General features: G+C 74.5%; 14 protein-coding genes. 7 read left to right on the top strand and 7 right to left on the bottom strand.

Annotated elements, in window-relative coordinates:
* Positions 1 to 119: 119 nt before the first annotated feature.
* Entirely contained in the window at positions 120 to 1235 is a 1116-nt protein-coding gene (locus OG500_RS04155; RefSeq protein WP_327064976.1) for a MerR family transcriptional regulator, read from the bottom strand.
* 357 nt (positions 1236 to 1592) lie between these two features.
* Between OG500_RS04155 and OG500_RS04150 the strand changes: the two genes are divergently transcribed.
* The 5 genes from OG500_RS04150 to OG500_RS04130 all read left to right on the top strand — a co-directional run bounded on the left by OG500_RS04150 (position 1593) and on the right by OG500_RS04130 (position 7295).
* Positions 1593 to 2288 carry a hypothetical protein gene (locus OG500_RS04150; protein ID WP_329576658.1) on the top strand — a complete coding sequence of 232 codons (696 nt, stop codon included), beginning with the start codon at positions 1593 to 1595 and terminating at the stop codon, positions 2286 to 2288.
* 270 nt (positions 2289 to 2558) lie between these two features.
* Entirely contained in the window at positions 2559 to 3575 is a 1017-nt protein-coding gene (locus OG500_RS04145; protein ID WP_327064974.1) for a carbon-nitrogen hydrolase family protein, read from the top strand.
* Between the two features lie 92 nt (positions 3576 to 3667).
* The gene (locus tag OG500_RS04140) at positions 3668 to 4768 is read left to right on the top strand and encodes a protein kinase family protein (protein ID WP_442789105.1); all 1101 of its coding nucleotides are present in this window, start codon (positions 3668 to 3670) and stop codon (positions 4766 to 4768) included.
* Between the two features lie 17 nt (positions 4769 to 4785).
* Entirely contained in the window at positions 4786 to 5784 is a 999-nt protein-coding gene (locus OG500_RS04135) for an alpha/beta hydrolase (protein ID WP_327071442.1), read from the top strand.
* Between the two features lie 269 nt (positions 5785 to 6053).
* A complete protein-coding gene (locus OG500_RS04130) occupies positions 6054 to 7295 on the top strand; it encodes a lipase family protein (RefSeq protein ID WP_327064972.1) in 1242 nt (413 codons plus the stop codon).
* Between the two features lie 115 nt (positions 7296 to 7410).
* Here OG500_RS04130 and OG500_RS04125 read toward each other — a convergent pair whose 3' ends face one another.
* From OG500_RS04125 to OG500_RS04115, 3 genes are read right to left on the bottom strand one after another with little or no spacing between them, the layout of a single operon-like run.
* On the bottom strand, positions 7411 to 9627 hold the full coding sequence (locus OG500_RS04125) for an MGH1-like glycoside hydrolase domain-containing protein (protein ID WP_327064971.1): 2217 nt from the start codon (positions 9625 to 9627) through the stop codon (positions 7411 to 7413).
* Complete coding sequence (locus tag OG500_RS04120) at positions 9624 to 11678, bottom strand: beta-galactosidase (protein WP_327064970.1); 2055 nt, start codon at positions 11676 to 11678, stop codon at positions 9624 to 9626. Before OG500_RS04120 ends, OG500_RS04125 begins: the two co-directional genes overlap by 4 nt.
* Complete coding sequence (locus OG500_RS04115; protein ID WP_327064969.1) at positions 11675 to 12598, bottom strand: class I SAM-dependent methyltransferase; 924 nt, start codon at positions 12596 to 12598, stop codon at positions 11675 to 11677. The genes OG500_RS04120 and OG500_RS04115 overlap by 4 nt, the downstream gene beginning before the upstream one ends.
* A gap of 186 nt (positions 12599 to 12784) precedes the next feature.
* Here OG500_RS04115 and OG500_RS04110 point away from each other — a divergent pair, with 186 nt between their 5' ends.
* Positions 12785 to 14047: a GNAT family N-acetyltransferase gene (locus OG500_RS04110; RefSeq protein ID WP_327064968.1), complete on the top strand. Its 1263-nt coding sequence runs from the start codon at positions 12785 to 12787 to the stop codon at positions 14045 to 14047.
* 84 nt (positions 14048 to 14131) lie between these two features.
* Here OG500_RS04110 and OG500_RS04105 read toward each other — a convergent pair whose 3' ends face one another.
* The 3 genes from OG500_RS04105 to OG500_RS04095 form a co-directional block, all read right to left on the bottom strand.
* A complete protein-coding gene (locus OG500_RS04105; protein ID WP_327064967.1) occupies positions 14132 to 14689 on the bottom strand; it encodes a universal stress protein in 558 nt (185 codons plus the stop codon).
* 5 nt (positions 14690 to 14694) lie between these two features.
* Positions 14695 to 15951, bottom strand: a complete 1257-nt coding sequence (locus OG500_RS04100) for an arsenic transporter (RefSeq protein ID WP_327071441.1) — start codon at positions 15949 to 15951, stop codon at positions 14695 to 14697.
* 123 nt (positions 15952 to 16074) lie between these two features.
* Positions 16075 to 16683 (bottom strand): cation transporter, encoded by a 609-nt coding sequence (locus tag OG500_RS04095; RefSeq protein ID WP_329576648.1) that lies wholly within the window; start codon positions 16681 to 16683, stop codon positions 16075 to 16077.
* 161 nt (positions 16684 to 16844) lie between these two features.
* Here OG500_RS04095 and OG500_RS04090 point away from each other — a divergent pair, with 161 nt between their 5' ends.
* Positions 16845 to 18845, top strand: coding sequence for a heavy metal translocating P-type ATPase (locus OG500_RS04090; protein WP_329576644.1), 2001 nt, complete (start codon positions 16845 to 16847; stop codon positions 18843 to 18845).
* The last annotated feature ends 101 nt before the right edge of the window (positions 18846 to 18946 follow it).

Raw genomic sequence — 18946 nt, 5'->3', positions numbered from 1 at the left:
GAGCCGTGCAACGCCACGAAGGACGGTACGAACTGGTGGGAGCGCTGGTACGAGATCAGCACACCCACCGGATGGGGGAGGGCCCGCAGGCGTTCAATGCTCGTGTCGGACAGCCGGGTTCAGGCGATGAGCAGGCGCAGGCCCAGCTCTGCCGCGTCGAGGGCGGCGAGTTCGCCGTTGCGTTCGGCCCAGCGGCCCGAGGAGAGGTCCTCGCGCAGTGCGGCCACCGCCCGCTGCTCCGCCTGCGGCCCGACCCTGGTCCACACCGACACCGCGCGGCGCACGTGCTCGTCCAGGTACGCCTCGGGACGGCGCCAGTGGGCCTCGAAGAAGCCGTCGGCGCAGTCCCACGGGATGAGCACCGGCTCGAGGCGGGCCCCGATCGCGCCGGCCAGCTCGGTCACCGCCGGTCGGTCGGCGACCAGGCCGGCGACCTCGGGCAGGTAGTCGCGGCTGAGCCAGAACCGGTTGCGCCAGCCGACGTCCGTGGAGTCGTGCGTGAACACCACCACGCGGCGGGCCACGCGCTGCATCTCGCGCAGCCCGGCGATCGGGTCGTCCCAGTGATGGATGGTGCTGAACGCCATCGCGGCGTCGAAGGACTGGTCCTCGAACGGGAGGCGCTCCGCACTGGCGGCCACGCACGGCGCCGCACCCGCGGGGCGCTGTGCCCGCATGACCGCCGACGGTTCGACCGCCGTGACGTCGCGGTCCGGGGGCTCGTAGGAGCCCGTGCCGGCGCCGACGTTCAGTACCGTCCGCGCATCCCCGAGCGCATCCCAGACCTGCGCGGCGATCCGCGGCTCGGTGCGCCGCGTCGCCGGGTAGGCGGACCCGATGGCTTCGTACAACTGCGCGCCGAACACCTTCAGTTGCTCCTCCGGTGTCGTCCTGATCCCCATGGCCCGCGCCTCCAGTTCCTTGTCGATGGCCGTCACCATGCCGGCAGCGCGGTCGCGCTGTTCCAGCAGCAGGCCGCGCAGCCGGTGCAGGTGCGCGACCGCATCGGTGGTCGGGTCGTCCACCAGATCCGCGATCTCGCGCAGTCCGAAACCCAGCCGCCGATAGGCGAGCACCTCCCGCAGCCGCTCCACGTCATTTGCCGAGTAGGCCCGGTACCCGGCCGCGCTCCGCGCGGACGGCTGTACGAGGCTGATCTCGTCATAGTGGTGCAGCGTGCGGACGCTCACACCGGCCAGCTCGGCCACACGTCCTACGGTCAGGTGCTCTTCCATGCCAGAGACAATGCGGCATGACGCCACGTGAGGGTCAAGCAGCGGTCCCGCCGCTCGTTGGAGGCGGGGACGGTGCCCTCCCGGATGAGGAACCGGATGAGGAACTGGCTGGTGGCGGCTGGTGGGGTTCCGGACGGTGAGGCAGCGGGCCGGACTTCGGGTCGAGCAGCGTGCCGTTCGGCTGCGGACTCCACTGCTGGGCACCGGTTCCGTTGCAGGCAGGTGGGCAGGGCAACGGGTCCGACCGCGGCAACCCTGGTTCCGGTTTCGCCAGGAGGGCAGCGGCGGGTGTGGCCGTCGGGGGCCGGGGCAGACGAGGGTGGCCGAAGTCCGGGCCCGACGTCCTGGGAGGTCGTGATGAGCAAGCCGGTGCCGTACCGGATCGGAGCCGAGGTCCACTGCGAAGGAGGCGGCGACTGCGGGCGCCTGGAGCGGGTGGTGATCGATCCGCTGGCGGGCCAGGTCACCCACCTGGTGGTCGGCGACCGCCTGGTGCCCGTCGAGCTGATCGAACCGCTCGACGCGGTCGGAGAGCCCGCGAGCGGCCACCGCGCGGCAGCGCCCGACGAGGTCATCCGGCTGCGCTGCACGCCGGAGGAGGTCGACCGGCTGGAGCCCGCCGAGGAGACCCGCTACCTGCCCGGCGGCGTCAACCGCTTCGGCTACAACCCCAACGAATCGCTGCTGCTGCCCTACTACGGCCTGGGCGTGGGCGGCGCCGGCCTGGCGCCCGCACTGCTGACGCAGGACCCCGGGCCGACGCTGGTCGCGCAGGAGCGGATACCGCCCGGCGAGGTGCAGATCCGGCACGGCGACCGGATCGAGGCCACCGACGGTGCGATCGGCCGGGTCCAGGGCCTGGTGATCGACCAGCAGGACCACAGCGTGACGCACGTGCTGCTCCAGGAGGGGCACCTGTGGGGCCGCAAGACCGTGGCGATCCCGATCCGGGAGACCTACTGGAGCGGCGGCGTGGTCAAGGTGCGTCTGACCAAGTCCGAGCTGGGCGAGCTCCCGCCGGTCGAGCTGGACCCCAGTGCGACCACGGGCTGACCGCCGGCCGACCGCCGACCGCCGACCGCCGACCGACCACGGGCCGACCGCGACGCGCGGGCGACGGCAGCAGGTTGACGCGGCATCCGGGCGGCGGCATCATGGCGAACTGCGTGGCCTACGCCGAACCTCCCGCGACCGTCCCCAGCACGGTCTCCCAGTGGAGGCAAAGGGACCAGCGTCTCAGGTCGCTGTTGCAGCCCGTTCGCCTCGGGCGGGGTTGCTGGGGAGCCGTCGCCCCGGGGCGTGGAAGGCCGCAGTGACAGACCGATGACAATCCACAAGAACTTCAAGCGCCAGGTGCGCGCCCGTGCCGCCAGGACCGGCGAGTCCTACACCGCCGCGCTGCGACACTTCCGGCCGGCGCCGTCCGGGGCCCTCGCGCCGGACCTGCGCACCCCCGGGAGCGTGCGGCTCGCCGTCGCGCAGACCCCCGTCCGGGAGGATCCCCGCGACGCCGACGCGCTGCGCGCCAGCGGCCGCCAGGTCCGCGCCCTGATGCGCGAGGCCAGTGCCCGGGGCGCGCGGATCGTGCACTTCCCGGAGGGCGCGATCTGCTTCCCGCACAAGCTCGTCATGTCCGTCCACGGCCCCGAGGCGGTCGGCCCGGCGGACTGGGAGCGGTGCCGCTGGCCGGTGCTGCAGGAGGAGCTGGCCGCGATCGCGCAGCTGGCCCGCGAACTGCGGCTGTGGACGGTGATCGCCTCGGTGCACCGCCTGACCGGGCCGCACCGCCCGCACAACAGCCTGTACGTCGTCTCCGACCGCGGCGAGGTCGTCACCCGGTACGACGAGCGCCTGCTGTCGAACACCAAGGTCTCGTACCTGTACTCGCCGGGCACCGCGCCGGTGACCTTCGAGGTCGACGGCGTGCGCTTCGGCTGCCTGCTCGGCATCGAGATCCACTACCCGGAGCTGTTCGCCGAGTACGAGCAGCTCGACGTCGACTGCGTGCTGTTCTCCAGCACCGGTGTCCGGCCCGGCAACGCCGCCGCCCAGGCCCAGGGGCACGCCGCGGCCAACAGCTACTGGGTCAGCTTCTCGGTGCCGACCGAGCACAGCGCCACCGCGCCGTCCGGGGTCATCGCCCCGAACGGCGACTGGCTCGAACGCTGCCCGGCCGACGGGTCGCCGTCGGTGGCGGTGGTGGACCTCGACGACGGCGCCGAGGCCGCCGCCGAGGCGGTGACCCACGCGCGCCCTTGGCGTCGCCGCTCGCGCGCGGGCCTCTACGCCCCGCACCAGGTGTCGGATCCGCGGAGCGAGGACCGCACGGCCGCCTTCTGACGGTCGTTCACGTAGGGTACGAGCGATGGTGAGGGTGTCCGGGACCGTCCTGCCCGGACCGGTCCCGGACACCCTTGGTCAGATCTCAACCGATGGGGGGTCGGTGCCGGGTGGGTGCCGCACGAGAGCACGTCGATCGGTCAACTGCCGCGCGGCGGGCGGCCCACGGCGCCGTCGCCGGCTCGCTGGCGCTGCGCGGCGATCACGAGCTGCGTGAACTCGTCGACGGGGCACAGCCATTGGGTTCCGGCATCGGCGGCAGAACGGCGCTGCTCCAGGTGGCGGGCACCCCGGTCTTCGTGAAGCTGGTGCCGCTCACCGCCCTGGAGACGCGGCCGGAGCACACCCGGTCCACCGCGAACGTGTTCTCGCTGCCGGCCTTCTGCCACTACGGCATCGGCAGCCCCGGCTTCGGGGCCTGGCGCGAGCTCGCGGTGCACACCATGACCACCGACTGGGTGCTCGCGGGAGAGCACCCGGGATTCCCGCTGACCTACCACTGGCGGGTACTGCCGAACACCACGGCGCCAGGCCTGCCGGAGGACCTGGCCGACGTAGCGAAGACCGTTGCCTACTGGGGCGGTGGGCCGGAGGTCCGCGAACGGCTCGAGGCCCTGCGGCAGGCACCGGCGCACCTCGCGCTCTTCCTGGAGTACCTGCCGCAGACCCTGGGCCACTGGCTGGGCGAACGACTGCGGGCGGGCGGACCGGCCGCCGACCGCGCCTGCGCCATGGTGGAGCGGGAGTTGGCGTCCGTCACCTCGTTCATGCACGCGCGCGGGCTGCTGCACTTCGACGCGCACTTCGAGAACATCCTGACCGACGGCCGGCGGCTGTACTTCGCCGACTACGGCCTCGCGTTCTCCTCCCGCTTCGAACTGGAGCCGCCGGAGGCCGAGTTCTTCGAGCAGCACCGGAGCTACGACCGCTGCTACACCATCACCCACCTGGTGCACTGGCTGGTCACCCACCGGTACGGCCACCGGGGGGACGAGCGCGACGCACTGATCCGCGCCTTCGCCGAGGGCGAGCCGCCGCAGGGCCTCCCCGGCGGGGTGGCGGCGCTGCTGACCCGGCACGCGCCGCTCGCCACGGTGATGTCCGCGTTCTACCGCCGCCTCCAGCGGGAGGACCGAAAGGCCCCCTACCCGCTGGAGCAGATCCGCCGCACGGCAGGGGAGGTCCTGTCGTGACCGCCGAAGGGATACCCATGGACATCGGCCCCGCCGCGCCGGCCAGGCCCGCGCCCCCCGTGGACCCGGAGCTGGCTCCCGTGCTGGCTTCCTTCGGGGAGCTGCTGGAGAAGCCGCTCACCCCGGAGAACCTCGCGGCCAGGCAGCACCAGGATGCCACGTCCCGGCCCTGGCCGACGCTCCAACAGCTGCAGGAGGACGGCCGGTTCGAGGTCGCGCAGCTGCGGGCGCCGGGCGTCGCGGACGGGCCGGAGGTCCGCCTGGTCAGCGCCCGGCCCGCGGGGGCCACCGGCCCGCTGCCGCTCGTCTACTACCTGCACGGCGGCGGCATGATCATGGGCAACGCCTGGGCCGTGCTGCCGGGGGTGCTGCGCGAATGGGCGCAGCCGCTGGGGCTCGCGGTCATCTCCGTCGAGTACCGCCTGGCGCCGCAGACGCGCTACCCCGGCCCGGTGGAGGATTGCTACGCCGGACTGCGCTGGGCGGCCGAGCACGCGGCCGAACTCGGCATCGACGCCGAGCGCATCATCATCGCGGGCAAGAGCGCGGGCGGCGGACTCGCCGCCGCGCTCGCCCTGCTGACCCGCGACCGCGGCGGGCCGGTGCCGATCGGCCAGTTGCTGCTGAGCCCGATGCTCGACGACCGCGGCGCCACCTTCTCCAGCCACCAGATGGCCGGCCGTGACCTGTGGGACCGCACCTCCAACGCCACCGCGTGGCAGGCCCTGCTGGGCGACCGCTACGGCGCCGCCGACCTGCCGCCCTACGCGGCCCCCGCCCGCGCCACCGACCTGTCCGCGCTGCCCCCGGCCTACCTGGAGGTGGGCTCGGCCGAGACCTTCCGGGACGAGGTCGTGGCCTACGCCAACACGCTCTGGCAGTGCGGCGGCGAGGCCGAACTGCACGTCTGGTCGGGCGCGTTCCACGGCTTCGACGCCCTCGCCCCGCAGGCCGCGCTCACCCGCGACGCCCGCGAGGCCCGCTCCCGCTGGCTGCGGCGCCTGCTCGGGCGGTGAGCCCGGGGCCCCGGTGCTCCAGCCGGACACGGTCGGTCGATCCGAGGTCCGTCGTCGCACTCGGGAACACGCGGGTCATGTCACGGTAAGTGACTTCTCGCTCACTGGATCGTAGCCTCGGCTTGACCATGAAAGTCGGCTCACGCCGCCGCCCGCGAGGCCGGCCGGAGGCGTCCGGCGTCCAGTGAACGGGAAACCTGATGAGAGCCTGGCTACGGGCAGTCACTGCGGCTGCCCTGACGACCCTCCTTGCCACCGCGGGGCTGAGCGTGCAAGGGGCCACCGCCGCGGCCGGACCCGATGGGGACCGCGCGGCGCGGTGCGCGCCCGGGGTGGCGGTGGGCCCGGACGGGGCCGACTTCTACGAACCGCCGTCACCGCTGCCCAGCGGCCAACATGGTGACCTGATCTGGGCTCGTCGCATCGACGGGCCCGGGCATGCGCGGGCGTGCAAGATCCTCTACCTGTCGACGCTGCACGACGGCACGCCGGTCGCCGTCTCCGGTCTGGTCGTCTGGCCGGACGGGCCGGCGCCGTCGGGCGGGCGGAACGTGGTGGCGTGGGCCCACGGGACCGTCGGTGGCCCGCGGCAGTGCGCGCCGTCGGCCGCGCCGGATCCGGCCCGGAACCTCGACGACTACTTCAGCTACCAGAGCCCGTTCGGGATCGATGTCGGGGTTCCGGCACTGACCGACTTCCTCGGTGCCGGTGACGTGGTGGTGGCGACCGACTACCAGGGGCTGGGGACGCCCGGCGTCCATCAGTACGTGGTCGGTGCGACCGAGACGCACAACGTGCTGGACTCGGTCACCGCGGCGCAGCAGCTCCGCACGGCGCACGCGGGCAAGCGGGTGGCCGTGCTGGGCTGGTCGCAGGGCGGCGGTGCCGGGCTGTTCGTCGCCCAGTACGGCCCGGCCTACAGCCCGGACCTCGACCTGGTCGGCGTGGCCGCGCTCGCGCCGGCGGCCGACCTCGGTCCGCAGTTCGCCGGACTCGTGCCGCCCGGTCCGCGCAACGAGTCCTCGGAGGCGCACAACGCCGCGCTGCGGATCAACGTCTACCGGGGGTTCCTGGCGGCCTACCCCGAACTCCGCGCGACCGACGTGCTGCAGGAGGCCGGGCTGCAGGCGCTGGCGGGCGACGGAGTCGCGTGCATCGAGCACTTCGCCGACGTGATCCAGAACAACGTGGCCGACGAGCACCAGTTGGACACCCTGTTCAAGCCGGTGCGCGACGTGCCGCAGGCGTGGAGCAACCGCTTCCACGAGAACACCCCGGGGTACGCCACCACCGTGGCTCCGGTGCTGGTCATGCAGGGGACGGCCGACACGGTCATCAACCCGCACTCCACCGAGCAGTACATCAGGCGGGCCTGCACGTTCGGCCGGCCGGTCGAGTACACGACCTACCAGGGCGCGACCCACAACACGATCCCGTTCGAGGCGCAGCAGGAGTACCTGGCGTGGATCGCCGACCGGTTCGCCGACGGTACCGCTCCCTCGAACTGCTGATCCACAGGCCGTAGTACGGCCGGAGTGTGCCGCGCACGAGGTGCACCGGCTCACGGGTTCCGAGAACCCGTGAGCCGGTGCACCTCGTCACGTCCCCGGCGCAGGACGCCGGGGATCAGGCGCGCAGCATCAGCAGCACCAGCGCCGCCGACCAGCTGAAGTTGGTGGAGTTGCGCCCCGCGCCGGTCAGCGGGTCGTAGTTCTCCCGCAGCGGGCCGTCGCTGCTCAGCCCCTCGGCGGTCGCCAGCAGGCGCTCGGTCAGTTGCGCGGCGTCCTGGTGCCAGCCGTAGCGGCGCAGACCGGTCAGGGCGAAGTAGCTCTGGTCGATCCAGGACAGGCCGCGCCAGTAGCCGGCCGGGTCGAAGAAGGCGGAGCTGCGGGCGACGGTCGGGAACGGCATCGCGGTGCCGAACTCGCCGGGGGCGAGCAGCAGGGCGCGGACCGCTCGGGCCTGGGCGGGGGAGGCGGTGCCGGACCAGAGCGGGACGGCGCCCTCGATGCCGCGGCCACGGGCGGTGAGGCGGGCGCCGGTGGTCAGGTCGGTGTCGTGGAACCAGCCGGTGGCCTGGTCGAACATGGTGTCGCGGACGGCCCGGTCGATCGCCTGGGCCTGGCCGCGCAGCCGGGCGGCGGTCGGTGCGTCGCCCAACTCGGCCGCGATGGCGGCCAGGTGGCGGTGGTCGGCGGCCTGGTAGGCGTTCAGGTCGACGGAGCGCTGGGTCAGGGACCAGCCCAGCAGGGTGCCGTCCTTGCCGTGGTTGGCGACGACGCCGGCGCCGAGGGCCGCGTCGAAGCGCGGGGCGTTGTCCATGCCCGACTCCCAGGCCGCGGCCTGGCGGCAGTCCTCGGGGGTGGCGTTGGCCGGGTCCACCGTGGCGCCGTACTCGCACAGGCCCTCGCCGTCGTGGTCCCGGTCGCGGTACCACCACTGCTGGTAGGCGGTCAGCTTGGGCAGCAGCTCGTGCAGGAACGCGCGGTCGCCGCCGCGCCGGTAGACCTCCCAGACCGCCCAGGAGGCCAGCGGGGGCTTGGAGTTGCGCTCGTTCCAGTTGCCGCCGCCGGTGCTGGGGTCGTTGTAGAAGATGCAGTCCGGGACCATGCCGGCGTCCGCGGGACGGTCGGACCAGTCGGGGGCGATCTGGTGGTCGAACATCGCCCGGATCTGGTCGGCGGCCAGGGCGGGCGCGAAGACGGCGGTGCCGACGGCCTGCTTCCAGGTGTCCCAGGCCCAGGCGCCGTTGAACCACTTGTTGGAGAGCGAGGGCGTGACCGCGTCGTGCCGGATCTGCCCGGCCGGGCTGCGCCAGTTGGTGACCAGCGTCTGGACGCACTTGACGGCCGTGCGCGCCCGCGCGGCCGGGACGCCCTCGGTGGCCCGGGCGAGGTAGCCGGCCCAGCGCGCGGCGCCGGCCGCCACGACCGCCTCCGGTGCGCGCAGTGCGGCGTCGGCCTCGGTGACGGCGCGGGCGTACTCGGCGTCGGTGAAGGTGTAGCTCTCGGTCCAGTCCAGGGTGTGCTCGGCACCCGCTACCAGCCTTACGGAGTCGGCCAGTTCGGTGCGGTAGCCGTCACCGCTGAGGGTGGTGCGCACCGGGTCGAGGTGGCGGACCTCGAAGCGCTCGGTGCCGTCGGTGAGGTAGTCCCAGGTCTGCCGCACCCGGGCGAACCGGACGCCGACGCCGCGCTCGGCCGCGACCAGCGTCGGCGCGTCGTGCTGCGGGGCGTCGGCCGGGCGCAGCAGCGTGCCGCTCCAGGCGATCGCCAGGGTCCGCTCGCCCGGGCCGCCGTTGACCAGCCGGGCCCGGACCAGGGCGGTGCGGTTGCCGGCGAAGCGCAGTTCGAGGGTGAGCGCGAGCCCGCCGCCCAGCTGGTAGGACTGCCGTAACAGGCCCGGCAGGGACTGGAGTCGGGGCGCGCCGCCCGCGGTGAGGTCCAGCGCCCGGCCCTGCTCGCTCACCAGCAGGCGGCTGAAGCCGTCGCTGAGCCACCAGGGGTACTCCTGGGCCAGGTGGAGCGGGCCGGTGAAGCCGCCGAGGGGGTCCTGCGGGCGCGGCAGGGCGTAGGCGTGCCAGGCGCCGAGGTCGGCGAAGACGTTGATCGGGTTGTTGTCGGCGGCGTCGCCGGGGTAGGCCTGGGTGGGGGTGCCGTGCAGGTCCAGCACATCGGCCCAGCGCTCGTCGGCAGCGGCAGCGGCAGCGGCATCGGGACCGGCAGCGGCATCAGGACCGGCAGCAGCCTCAGCGGCCGGGGCCCCGAGCGCACCGGCCATGGTGAGGGCGACCCCGGTGGCGGTGGTTCCGGCCAGGAAGTGACGGCGGTTCAGCGGGCTCATGAGCGCTCCTCGGCGGGTGTGGGCAGCGGAACGCGGACGACGGCGGCGCCGAGCGGGTCCAGGCTCACGCCCCCGCTGACGTCCGCGCCGGTGAGCAGGTCGGTCCCGCCGGCCAGCGGGACGTGGCAGGCGGCCGGGCGGTGGTTGAGCAGGAACAGGTAGTCGGTCCCGTCGGCGGCCCGGCGGCGGGTGGCCTCGACGCCGTCGGGCAGGCCCGCCAGCTCCGGGGCCACCCCGGCCTCGGCGATCGGCAGGTCGAGCACCGACCCCACGTCGGCGGTGCCGAGCCGGCAGCTCAGGTACCACGCGCCGCCGCGGCCGTGGCGGCGCCTGGTGACGGCGGGCAGGCCGGCCAACTCGCCCTCGGTGTAGTACGCGAGGGCCTCGGCCCCCGCCAGCTCGAGCCACTCGCTCCAGTGCACCGCCTGCAGCTCGCGCTCCCCGAACCGCACGGCCGTCGCCGCTCCGTCCGGGATCGGCCAGTGCTCGTCCACGACGACGCCCAGCAGCGGGCGCAGCGGTCCCGGGTGGCCGCCGGGGTGGATGTGGTCGTGCCGGTCGCTGATCCCGCTGAACGGACCGCAGACCAACTGGCCGCCCGCCGCCACGAAGGCGGTGAGCCGCTCGGCGGTGGCGGTGTCGAGCAGGTACAGGTTGGGGGCCAGCAGCAGCCGGTGGCCGTCCAGCTCGCCGGTGGGCGGCACGAAGTCCACGGTGATGCCGCGCTCGTACAGTGCCGCGTACCAGGGCCGGAGCAGGTCGGGCCAGCGCAGCCGGGCCGAGGGGTGGTCGTCCAGCTCCAGTGCCCACCAGCTGTCCCAGTCGAGCAGCACGGCCGCCCGCCCGCGGATCCGGCTGCCGGCGATCTCGCCCAGCCGGCGCAGCTCGGCGCCCAGGTCGACGGTCGCCCGCCAGCCGCGCGAGGCGGTGCCCCGGTGCGGCAGCATCGCGCTGTGGAACTTCTCGGCACCGGCCACCGAGGCGCGCCACTGGAAGTGCAGCACCCCGTCGGCGCCCCGGGCCAGCGCCTGCAGCGACCAGAGCCGGTACAGGGCGGGCGGTTTGGGCAGGTTGACCGGCCGCCAGCTGACGGCGGACGGCGCCTGCTCCATCAGCAGCCAGGGTCGGCCGCCCTTGAGCGAGCGCATCAGGTCGTAGTTCATCGCCGCGGTCACGTGGGCGCGCGGGTCGGCGGGGTCGGGGTAGGAGTCGTCGGAGACCAGGTCCTCGTGGCGGCTCCACTCCCAGTAGTCCAGCGACTTGAGCATCGACATGAAGTTGGTGGTGACCGGCACGCCGGGCGAGACCTCGTCGAGGACGGCCTTCTCGGCGCGGTACAGCGCCAGCAGCGCGTCCGAGCCGAACCGGCGCCAGTCAAGGAGCTGGGTCGGGTTGACCGGACCGGGCGCGGTGCGCGGCGGCTCGATCTCCGCGAACCGCCCGTAGTGCTGCGACCAGAAGGCCGTGCCCCAGCAGCGGTTGAGCTCCGCGATCCGCCCGCCGTACCGCTCGCGCAGCCAGCGGCGGAAGGCGGCGGCGGAGTCGGGGCAGAAGCACTCCGTGACGTGGTCGCCGTACTCGTTGTGGACGTGCCACAGCACGGGCGCCGGATGGCCGTGGTAGCGCGCGGCCAGTGCCCGGGTGAGCCGGACGGCGGCGGCCCGGTAGACGGGGGAGGAGGGGCAGTAGTGCTGGCGCGAGCCGAACTCCAGCCGCACCCCGTCCGCGGTGACCGGCAGCAGCTCGGGGTGGGCGCGGACCAGCCAGGCGGGTGGCGAGGCGGTGGCGGTGGCCAGGTCGACGGCGACGCCGTGCGCGTGGCAGCGGTCCAGCAGCCGGTCCAGCCAGCCGAAGTCCCAGCTGTCGGCGTCGGGTTGGAGCCTGGCCCAGGCGAAGACGCCGACGGTGACCAGGTTGACCCCGGCCTGCGCCATCAGCTCCAGGTCCTCCGCCCAGACCTCCTCGGGCCACTGCTCGGCGTTCCAGTCCCCGCCGTACAGCAGGCCGGGGACCCGGGTGAGGGCGGCCGGGCGGGCCGCACCGTCGTTCACCGTGCCGCCGGCCGGGGGCCGTTGAGGCCGTCGGAGCCGTTGGGGTCATCGGGGTCGTCAGGGCTGTCGGGGTCGTCCGGGCCGCTCCCCGGCCGGACGGCCGTGACGACGTAGTAGTCCAACAGCCCGCTCCGGTAGGCGTGCAGGAAGTTGCGCGGCCAGCTGCCCGGCTCCCACCAGCGGGAGAGCCAGCGGTCCCACCCGGCCCACACCTGCGGCCCGATCGACTCGACGCGCACCTGGGTGAGCCCGGCCGCCGTGAAGGCCTGTGCGAGCGCGGCCACCGGCCGGGCGATGTCCAGGCCGCCCGCGAACGTCTCCAGCAGCTTAGCGAGTTCGCCCGGCCGGTCCGGCCCGTCGTCGACGGTGAAGAAGCTGGTGACGACCGCCCGCCCGCCCGGGCGCAGCACCCGCGCGGCCTCCGCGGCGAAGGCGGTCAGATCCGGGAAGTGCTGGGCGGCCTCCACACTCACGACGGCGTCGAACCCGCCCGCCCCCGACGGCATCTGCTCCGCCGCCCCCTGGACGAACCGCAGCCGCTGCGGCTCGCGCTCCAGCAGACCGGCGTGCGCCGCACGGGCCCGGCGCAGCTGCTCGGGGTGGATGTCCATGCCGGTGACCTCGCCGGGGCCGTACTCCCGCAGCGCCAGCGCGCAGCCCATCCCGAGCCCGCAGCCCACCTCCAGCACCCGCCGCTCGCGCAGCGGCCCGGCGGCGTCCAGGACCAGCCGGTAGAGGTCCTCCTGACTGCGGATCCGCTCCGCCTCGCCGAGCGGGAGAGCCAGATCGATGCCCCGCCAGTAGCCGAAGTTGATGAACCCGCCGGCGAAGATCTGCAGCCCGCCCAGGTCGGCCGGACCGTACGTCTCCCGCACCACGGGCCGCATGGCGGGGCAGTCCCGCCCCGTCTCGTCGGTCATGTCTCGCACCCTCCTGACAGCGCACACCGTCACTTGTGCGCCCCTCGTCACGGCACCGCCGTCCGACCGTGACAACGCCGCGCACGGCCGTCCGGTGACGAGCTTCATCCTCCGTGAGGGACACGTGCTCCTTCAAGTGGCCGAACGCACCCGCCGTGCCGTCAGAAGCCCCTAGACTCCGGTGAAGTGAGCACCCCGCGCCCGGCAGCAGACATCCGCGAGGTCCCCGAGGGGCACCTGGGCCGGGCCCTGGACCTCGCCTCGCTGGTCTTCCACGAGAGCTACGACACGGAGCAGCGCGACCGGTACCGCAAGCTGCTGCGCCGCTGCGACCGGCTCGGCGCTTACGCGGACGGCCAGGTGGTGGGCCTGCTCGCCGCCCACCGGCTGCGGCTCTCCGTCCCCGGCGGCCAACTGCCCTGCGCCGGGCTGACCTTCGTCTGCGTGGCGCCCACCCACCGCCGGCGCGGGGTGCTCTCCGCGATGCTCGCGCAGCTGTGGCGCGACTGCGCCGCCCAGGGGCGCCCGCTCGCCGCGCTCTGGGCCTCGGAGGCCGCCATCTACGGCCGCCACGGCTTCGGTGCGGCCACCCACCTGACCACGCTGGAGATCGACTCCACCCGGCCGCTCGCCCTGCGCCTGACCCCCGACCCCGGGCCGCTGCGCCTGCTGGACGCCGCCGAGGCCCCCGGCCTGCTCGGCCCCCACTACGAGGCGAGCCGCTCCCGGCGCGCCGGGCGGCCCGCCCGCGACCGCCTCTGGTGGCGCGAACAGGTGCTGCCCGAGGAGGACGAGGACGACGACGAACTCGGCCCGCCACGGATCGTGGTCTCGGGCCGGGAGCCGTACGCCGGCTACGCGATCTACCGCACCCGCGGCGGCGACGAGGACAACGGCACCCCCGGACTCGTCGAGGTCCACGAGCTGGAGAGCGACAGCGCTGCCGTGGCGGCCGCCCTGTGGAGCTACCTCGCCGGTCTCGACCTGACCGGCCGGGTCCGCGCCTGGGGCCGCCCGGCCGACGACGTCCTGCCGCTGATCAGCGCCGACCGCGACCAGGTGCGGATCACCCGGCAGTTCCCGGCGCTCTGGCTGCGCCTGGTGGACGTGCGCGCGGCCCTGACCGCCCGCGACTGGGCCGCGCCCGTCGACCTCGTCCTCGAGGTGCGCGACGAGGCGGTCCCCGCCAACCACGGCCGGTTCCGCCTGACCGCCGGCCCGGCCGGCGCTGCGGGCGCTGTCCGGGACGGCAACCGGTACGAGCCGACCACCGACCCCGCCGACCTCGTGCTCGACGTCCGCGACCTGGCCGCCTGCTACCTCGGCGACACCGGGCTGCACCCCCTGGTGCGGGCCGGACTCGTCACCGAACGCACGCCGGGCGCGGCCCGACGCCTCGACGCCGCGCTGCGCACCGAGCTGCTGCCGTTCACCCACGACGAGTTCTGACGCGTAGGCGGCCTCGGCGAGGCGCTCCCAGCCCACGCTGCCGTTCACCCACGACGAGTTCTGACCCGGGGAGGTCCGAGGTCGCTACCGGTGGGGCGGCGGGATGGTCGCGATGCCGGGGGAGGGTTCGGGCCACACCAGCAGCACGGGGCAGGGCGCGTGGTCGACCACGAAGCGGCCGGCCGGGCCGAGGCTGCGCGGGCCCAGGTGGCTGCGGTCGCCGTCGCGGGCGAGGATCAGCAGCTCGGCCCCGTCGGCCGCCGCGACCACCTCGCGTTCCACCCGCCCGCTGCGCGCCACCCGGGTGCAGTCGCGGCCCAGGCGTTCGGCGGCGGCGTCCAGGAGTCGGCGGGCACCGGCCGCGGCGAGGTCCGCCACCCGGTTGCCGGGGTCGCTGCCCCAGCCCTCGGCCGGGCGGTGCGCGCCGGGGTGCCCGCCAGGGTGATCGCCGGGGTGGCGACGGGCGTGGCCGCCGGGGTGGCCGCGTCCGAGGAGCCCGGCGAACGCGCCGTGTGCGGCGCCGGGGACGTCGTCGTCGCTGACGTGGAGCAGCACGATCGCGGCGTCGGCCGGGGCGTGGGCGCGGGCGGCGTCCACGCAGGCGGGCCAGGTGCCCTCGGTGATCCAGACGACGACGTCCACGGCGGCTACCCTCCGACGATCTGCAGTGCCCCCCACAGTGCCACCACGGCCAGGGCCAGGGCAGTGGGCACGACGAGCAGACCCAGCCGGCTGAACTCGCCCAGGTTCACCTCGGTGTCGTGCTCGCGCACGATGCGCCGCCACAACAGGGTGGCCAGTGAGCCGGCGTAGGTGAGGTTCGGACCGATGTTCACCCCGAGCAGGACCGCCAGCACCGCACCGGGGCCCGACGCGGCGGCCAGCGGCAGCAGCACCAGGGTGGCGGGCAGGTTGTTGATGACGTTCGCCAGCACGGCCGACAGGACGGCGGTGCCCAGCAGCGCGGGCAGCGCGGTGCCGTGCGGCACGAGGTGCGCGAGCGCGCCGGCCAGCCCGTTGTCGACCACCGCCCGCACCACGATGCCGAGCGCCAGCACGAACGCCAGGAACGGCACGGCCGCGGAGCGGACGATCGCGCGCGGCGTGGTGCGGCGCTGGGCCAGGGCGCGGGCGGCGAGCACCAGGGCGCCGGCCAGCGCGGCCCAGGCGGGGTCGATGCCGAGCGCGGAGGTCAGCACGAAGCCGGCCAGCGTGCCGGCCACCGTGACCAGGGCGAACAGCGGCATCTGCGGTGCCGCGCCGGCGGTCGGGGCCTGGGCGCCGGCGTCGAGATCGGTGGCGAAGAACCGGCGCAGCACCACGTACTCGACCCCGATGGCGACCAGCCACGGCAGCACCATCAGCGCGGCGAAGCGGGTGAAGCTCAGCCCGCTGGCGGTGAAGGCGAGCAGGTTGGTGAGGTTGGAGACCGGCAGCAGCAGCGAGGCGGTGTTCGACAGGTGGGTGCAGGCGTAGACGTGCGGCTTGGGGCGGGCACCGAGCCGGGCGGCCGTGGCGAAGACCACCGGGGTCAGCAGCACCACGGTGGCGTCCAGGCTCAGCACCGCCGTGATCACCGAGGCGACCACGAACACTTGTACGAGCAGGCTGCGGGGCTGCCCCGCCGCGGTCCGGGCCATCCAGGCCCCGCAGGCCTGGAACAGCCCCTCGTCGTCGCAGAGCTGGGCCAGCACCAGGACGGCCGCCAGGAAACCGATCACCGGACCGAGCCGGGCGGCCTCGCTCGCCGCGTGCGCCGGGGAGATTGCGCCGGTCGCGACGACGATGCCCGCGGCGGGCACCGCGACCACCGCCTCCGGCAGGCCCCACGGGCGGATCACCGCAGCGGCCAGCAGCAGCGCCAGCAGGCCGACCGACAGGGCTTCGGCGAGCGACGTGTTCAGGATTTCCTCGTTTCCGGTGGATCGGACGTGCGGTGGACTGGACGTGCGGTGGACTGGACGTGCGGTGGGTCGGGCGTTGCGGTCGATCGGACGTGCGGTGGATCGGGCCCGGGCGTGGAGCGGTCAGTGCTCGCCGAGGAAGATCTCGTATACCTCGCGGACCGCGTAGTACACCAGCACGTAGCCGGCCGCCGGGTCGGCCCACCACCAGCCCAGCGCACTGTTGAGGACCAGACCGAGCAGCACGGCCGCGGCCAGCAGGCCGTCGACCAGGGTGACCCTGCCCTCGGTCCGCAGCACCGGGTTGTCCAGCGCGCGGCCGGTCCGGGCCTTGCCCGCGGCCAGCGCGAACATCACGGCGGCGGTCACCGCGGTCCAGGCGATGCCGAGCGAGGAGTGGCGCGGGTGGAAGCCGGTGACCAGGACCAGCGTCGACTGCACCGTCAGGTAGAGCGCGAGCAGGCCGAAACCGGCGCCGATCAGCCGCAGCGCCCGCTTCTGGCGCGCCGCGCCGCTGCCCGACAGCTCCCAGACCACCACGGCGGAGGCGCCGATCTCGATCAGCGAGTCCAGGCCGAAACCGGCCAGCGCCACCGAGCGTGCGCCGATCGCCGCGACGGCGAGCACCACGATGCCGATCACGTTCCAGCTCAGGGTGGCCCATTCCAGCGCGAAGCCCCGGCGCACCAGCCGTGCGGTGTCCAGGGGCGCCGGGGGCGAGGTCGTGGTCATGCGCAGGATTCTTCCAGGGCCGGCCGACGGTCCGCGGGGGCGGGGCCGTGCGGCGGCCCGCGGGCGAGGCCCTTCCGTATGCATGCTTGAAGGAGTGTTCATATGTTCCTGTATGGTGAATGGGCCGCTCTGCCCTGCCCGCGCGAAGGAACACCACTGCCATGTCCTCCACCCTGATCGAGCGCCGCGCCCCCGAGCTGGGCGTCGCAGCCGCGAGTGCCGCCCCCCGGCGGCGCACTCGGGTGTTCGCGCTGCCCGAGGCGCGCTGCGCGGCCGCGGCCACCGTGCTCTTCCTGGCCGCGCTGCCGCTCCAGCTGACCGGCGCCCCCACCTGGGCCTGGGGCCCGCTGTACGCGCTGGCCTACGCCACCGGCGGCTGGGAGCCGGCCTGGGCCGGGCTGCAGGCGCTGAAGGAGAAGACGCTCGACGTCGACCTGCTGATGATCGTCGCGGCGATCGGCGCCGCCTCGATCGGCCAGCTGATGGACGGCGCGCTGCTGATCGTCATCTTCGCCACCTCCGGCGCGCTGGAGGCGCTGGCCACCGCCCGCACCGCCGACTCGGTGCGCGGGCTGCTCGACCTGGCCCCCGCAACGGCCACCCGGCTGTCGGCCGACGGCGGCGAGGAGAGCGTGGCCACCGCGGACCTCGCGGTCGGCGACACCATCCTGATCCGCCCGGGGGAGCGGGTCGGCGCCGACGGCCGGGTGCTGGAGGGGGGCAGTGAGGTCGACCAGGCCACCATCACCGGCGAGCCGCTGCCGGTGGCCAAGGAGCCCGGTGACGAGGTGTTCGCCGGCACCCTGAACGGCACCGGCGCCCTGCGGGTCCGGGTCGAGCGCGACGCCGCGGACTCGGTGATCGCCCGGATCGTGCGGCTGGTCGAGGAGGCCTCCGAGACCAAGGCCCCCACCCAGCTGTTCATCGAGAAGGTCGAGCAGCGCTACTCGCTCGGCATGGTCGCCGCCACCCTCGCCGTCTTCGTCGTCCCGCTGGCCCTCGGCGCGACCATGACCAGCGCCCTGCTGCGGGCGATGACCTTCATGATCGTCGCCTCGCCGTGCGCCGTGGTGCTGGCCACCATGCCGCCGCTGCTCTCCGCGATCGCCAACGCGGGGCGGCACGGCGTGCTGGTGAAGTCCGCGGTGGTGATGGAGCGCCTGGGGCAGGTCGACGCCGTCGCGCTCGACAAGACCGGCACGCTCACCGAGGGCACTCCGCGGGTGACCGCCGTGCGCCCGCTGGCCGGCTCGGGTCTGGCCGAGGCGGAGCTGCTGGCCCTGGCCGCCGCGGCCGAGCACCCGAGCGAGCACCCGCTCGCCCGCGCCGTGGTCGAGGCGGCCCGCGCCGGAGCCCCGGCGCTCGCCGCCGCCGAGGAGTTCAGCTCCACCCCCGGCGTCGGCGTGCGGGCGGTCGTCGGCGGCCGGGCGGTCGCGGTCGGCGCCCCCGCCCGGCTGCTGGCGGACGCCGCCCGACCGCTCGGTGGCGCCGCCGCCTCGGCCGCCGGGATCGCGGCGGAGCTGGAGGAGGGCGGATCGACCGCGGTGCTGGTGACGGTGGACGGCGTGCCGGTCGGGGTGCTGGGCATCGCCGACCGCCTGCGTCCGGACGCCGCCGCCACCGTCGGCGCGCTGACGGCCCTGACCGGGGCCGTGCCGATGCTGGTCACCGGCGACAACCCGCGGGCCGCCGCCCGGCTGGCGGCCGAGGTGGGCATCACCGACGTCCGGTCCGGGCTGCTGCCGCAGGACAAGGTCGCCGCCGTCCAGGAGCGGGAGCGGGCCGGCCGCCGGGTGCTGGTGATCGGCGACGGCGTCAACGACGCACCGGCGCTGGCCGCCGCCCACACCGGCATCGCGATGGGCCGGGCCGGCTCGGACCTCGCGCTGGAGACCGCCGACGCGGTGATCGTGCGCGACGAACTCGCCACCGTCCCCACCGTCGTCGCGCTCTCCCGACGAGCCCGCGCGTTCGTCGTGCAGAACCTGGTGATCGCCTCGGTCTTCATCACCGGCCTGGTCGTCTGGGACCTCGCGGGCCGACTGCCGCTGCCGCTCGGCGTCCTCGGCCACGAGGGCTCGACCGTCATCGTCGGTCTCAACGGCCTGCGCCTGCTGCGCGAGGCCGCCTGGACCAAGGCCCGCGCGCAGGGGCACGGGTAGCGCCGACCGGCGCAGCCGTACGGCATGCCGCTCGACGACACGCCGGGAACGCGGACGGTTCCACCCGGATGACCGACCTCCGGGTGCCGCCTGCGTGCTTC

Origin of the sequence: Kitasatospora sp. NBC_01250, from assembly GCF_036226465.1 — a bacterium.
Lineage (GTDB): Bacteria > Actinomycetota > Actinomycetes > Streptomycetales > Streptomycetaceae > Kitasatospora.
The sequence above is the reverse complement of the archived record's forward strand: the minus strand, read 5'-3'. Positions and strand labels throughout refer to the sequence as shown.

What these genes read in the sequence shown, in the direction of transcription:
- OG500_RS04155 (WP_327064976.1), bottom strand. Translation starts at nt 1,235, where the DNA reads ATGGAAGAGCACCTGACCGTAGGACGTGTGGCCGAGCTGGCCGGTGTG.
- OG500_RS04150 (WP_329576658.1), top strand. Translation starts at nt 1,593, where the DNA reads ATGAGCAAGCCGGTGCCGTACCGGATCGGAGCCGAGGTCCACTGCGAA.
- OG500_RS04145 (WP_327064974.1), top strand. Translation starts at nt 2,559, where the DNA reads ATGACAATCCACAAGAACTTCAAGCGCCAGGTGCGCGCCCGTGCCGCC.
- OG500_RS04140 (WP_442789105.1), top strand. Translation starts at nt 3,668, where the DNA reads ATGGGGGGTCGGTGCCGGGTGGGTGCCGCACGAGAGCACGTCGATCGG.
- OG500_RS04135 (WP_327071442.1), top strand. Translation starts at nt 4,786, where the DNA reads ATGGACATCGGCCCCGCCGCGCCGGCCAGGCCCGCGCCCCCCGTGGAC.
- OG500_RS04125 (WP_327064971.1), bottom strand. Translation starts at nt 9,627, where the DNA reads ATGAGCCCGCTGAACCGCCGTCACTTCCTGGCCGGAACCACCGCCACC.
- OG500_RS04115 (WP_327064969.1), bottom strand. Translation starts at nt 12,598, where the DNA reads ATGACCGACGAGACGGGGCGGGACTGCCCCGCCATGCGGCCCGTGGTG.
- OG500_RS04095 (WP_329576648.1), bottom strand. Translation starts at nt 16,683, where the DNA reads ATGACCACGACCTCGCCCCCGGCGCCCCTGGACACCGCACGGCTGGTG.
- OG500_RS04090 (WP_329576644.1), top strand. Translation starts at nt 16,845, where the DNA reads ATGTCCTCCACCCTGATCGAGCGCCGCGCCCCCGAGCTGGGCGTCGCA.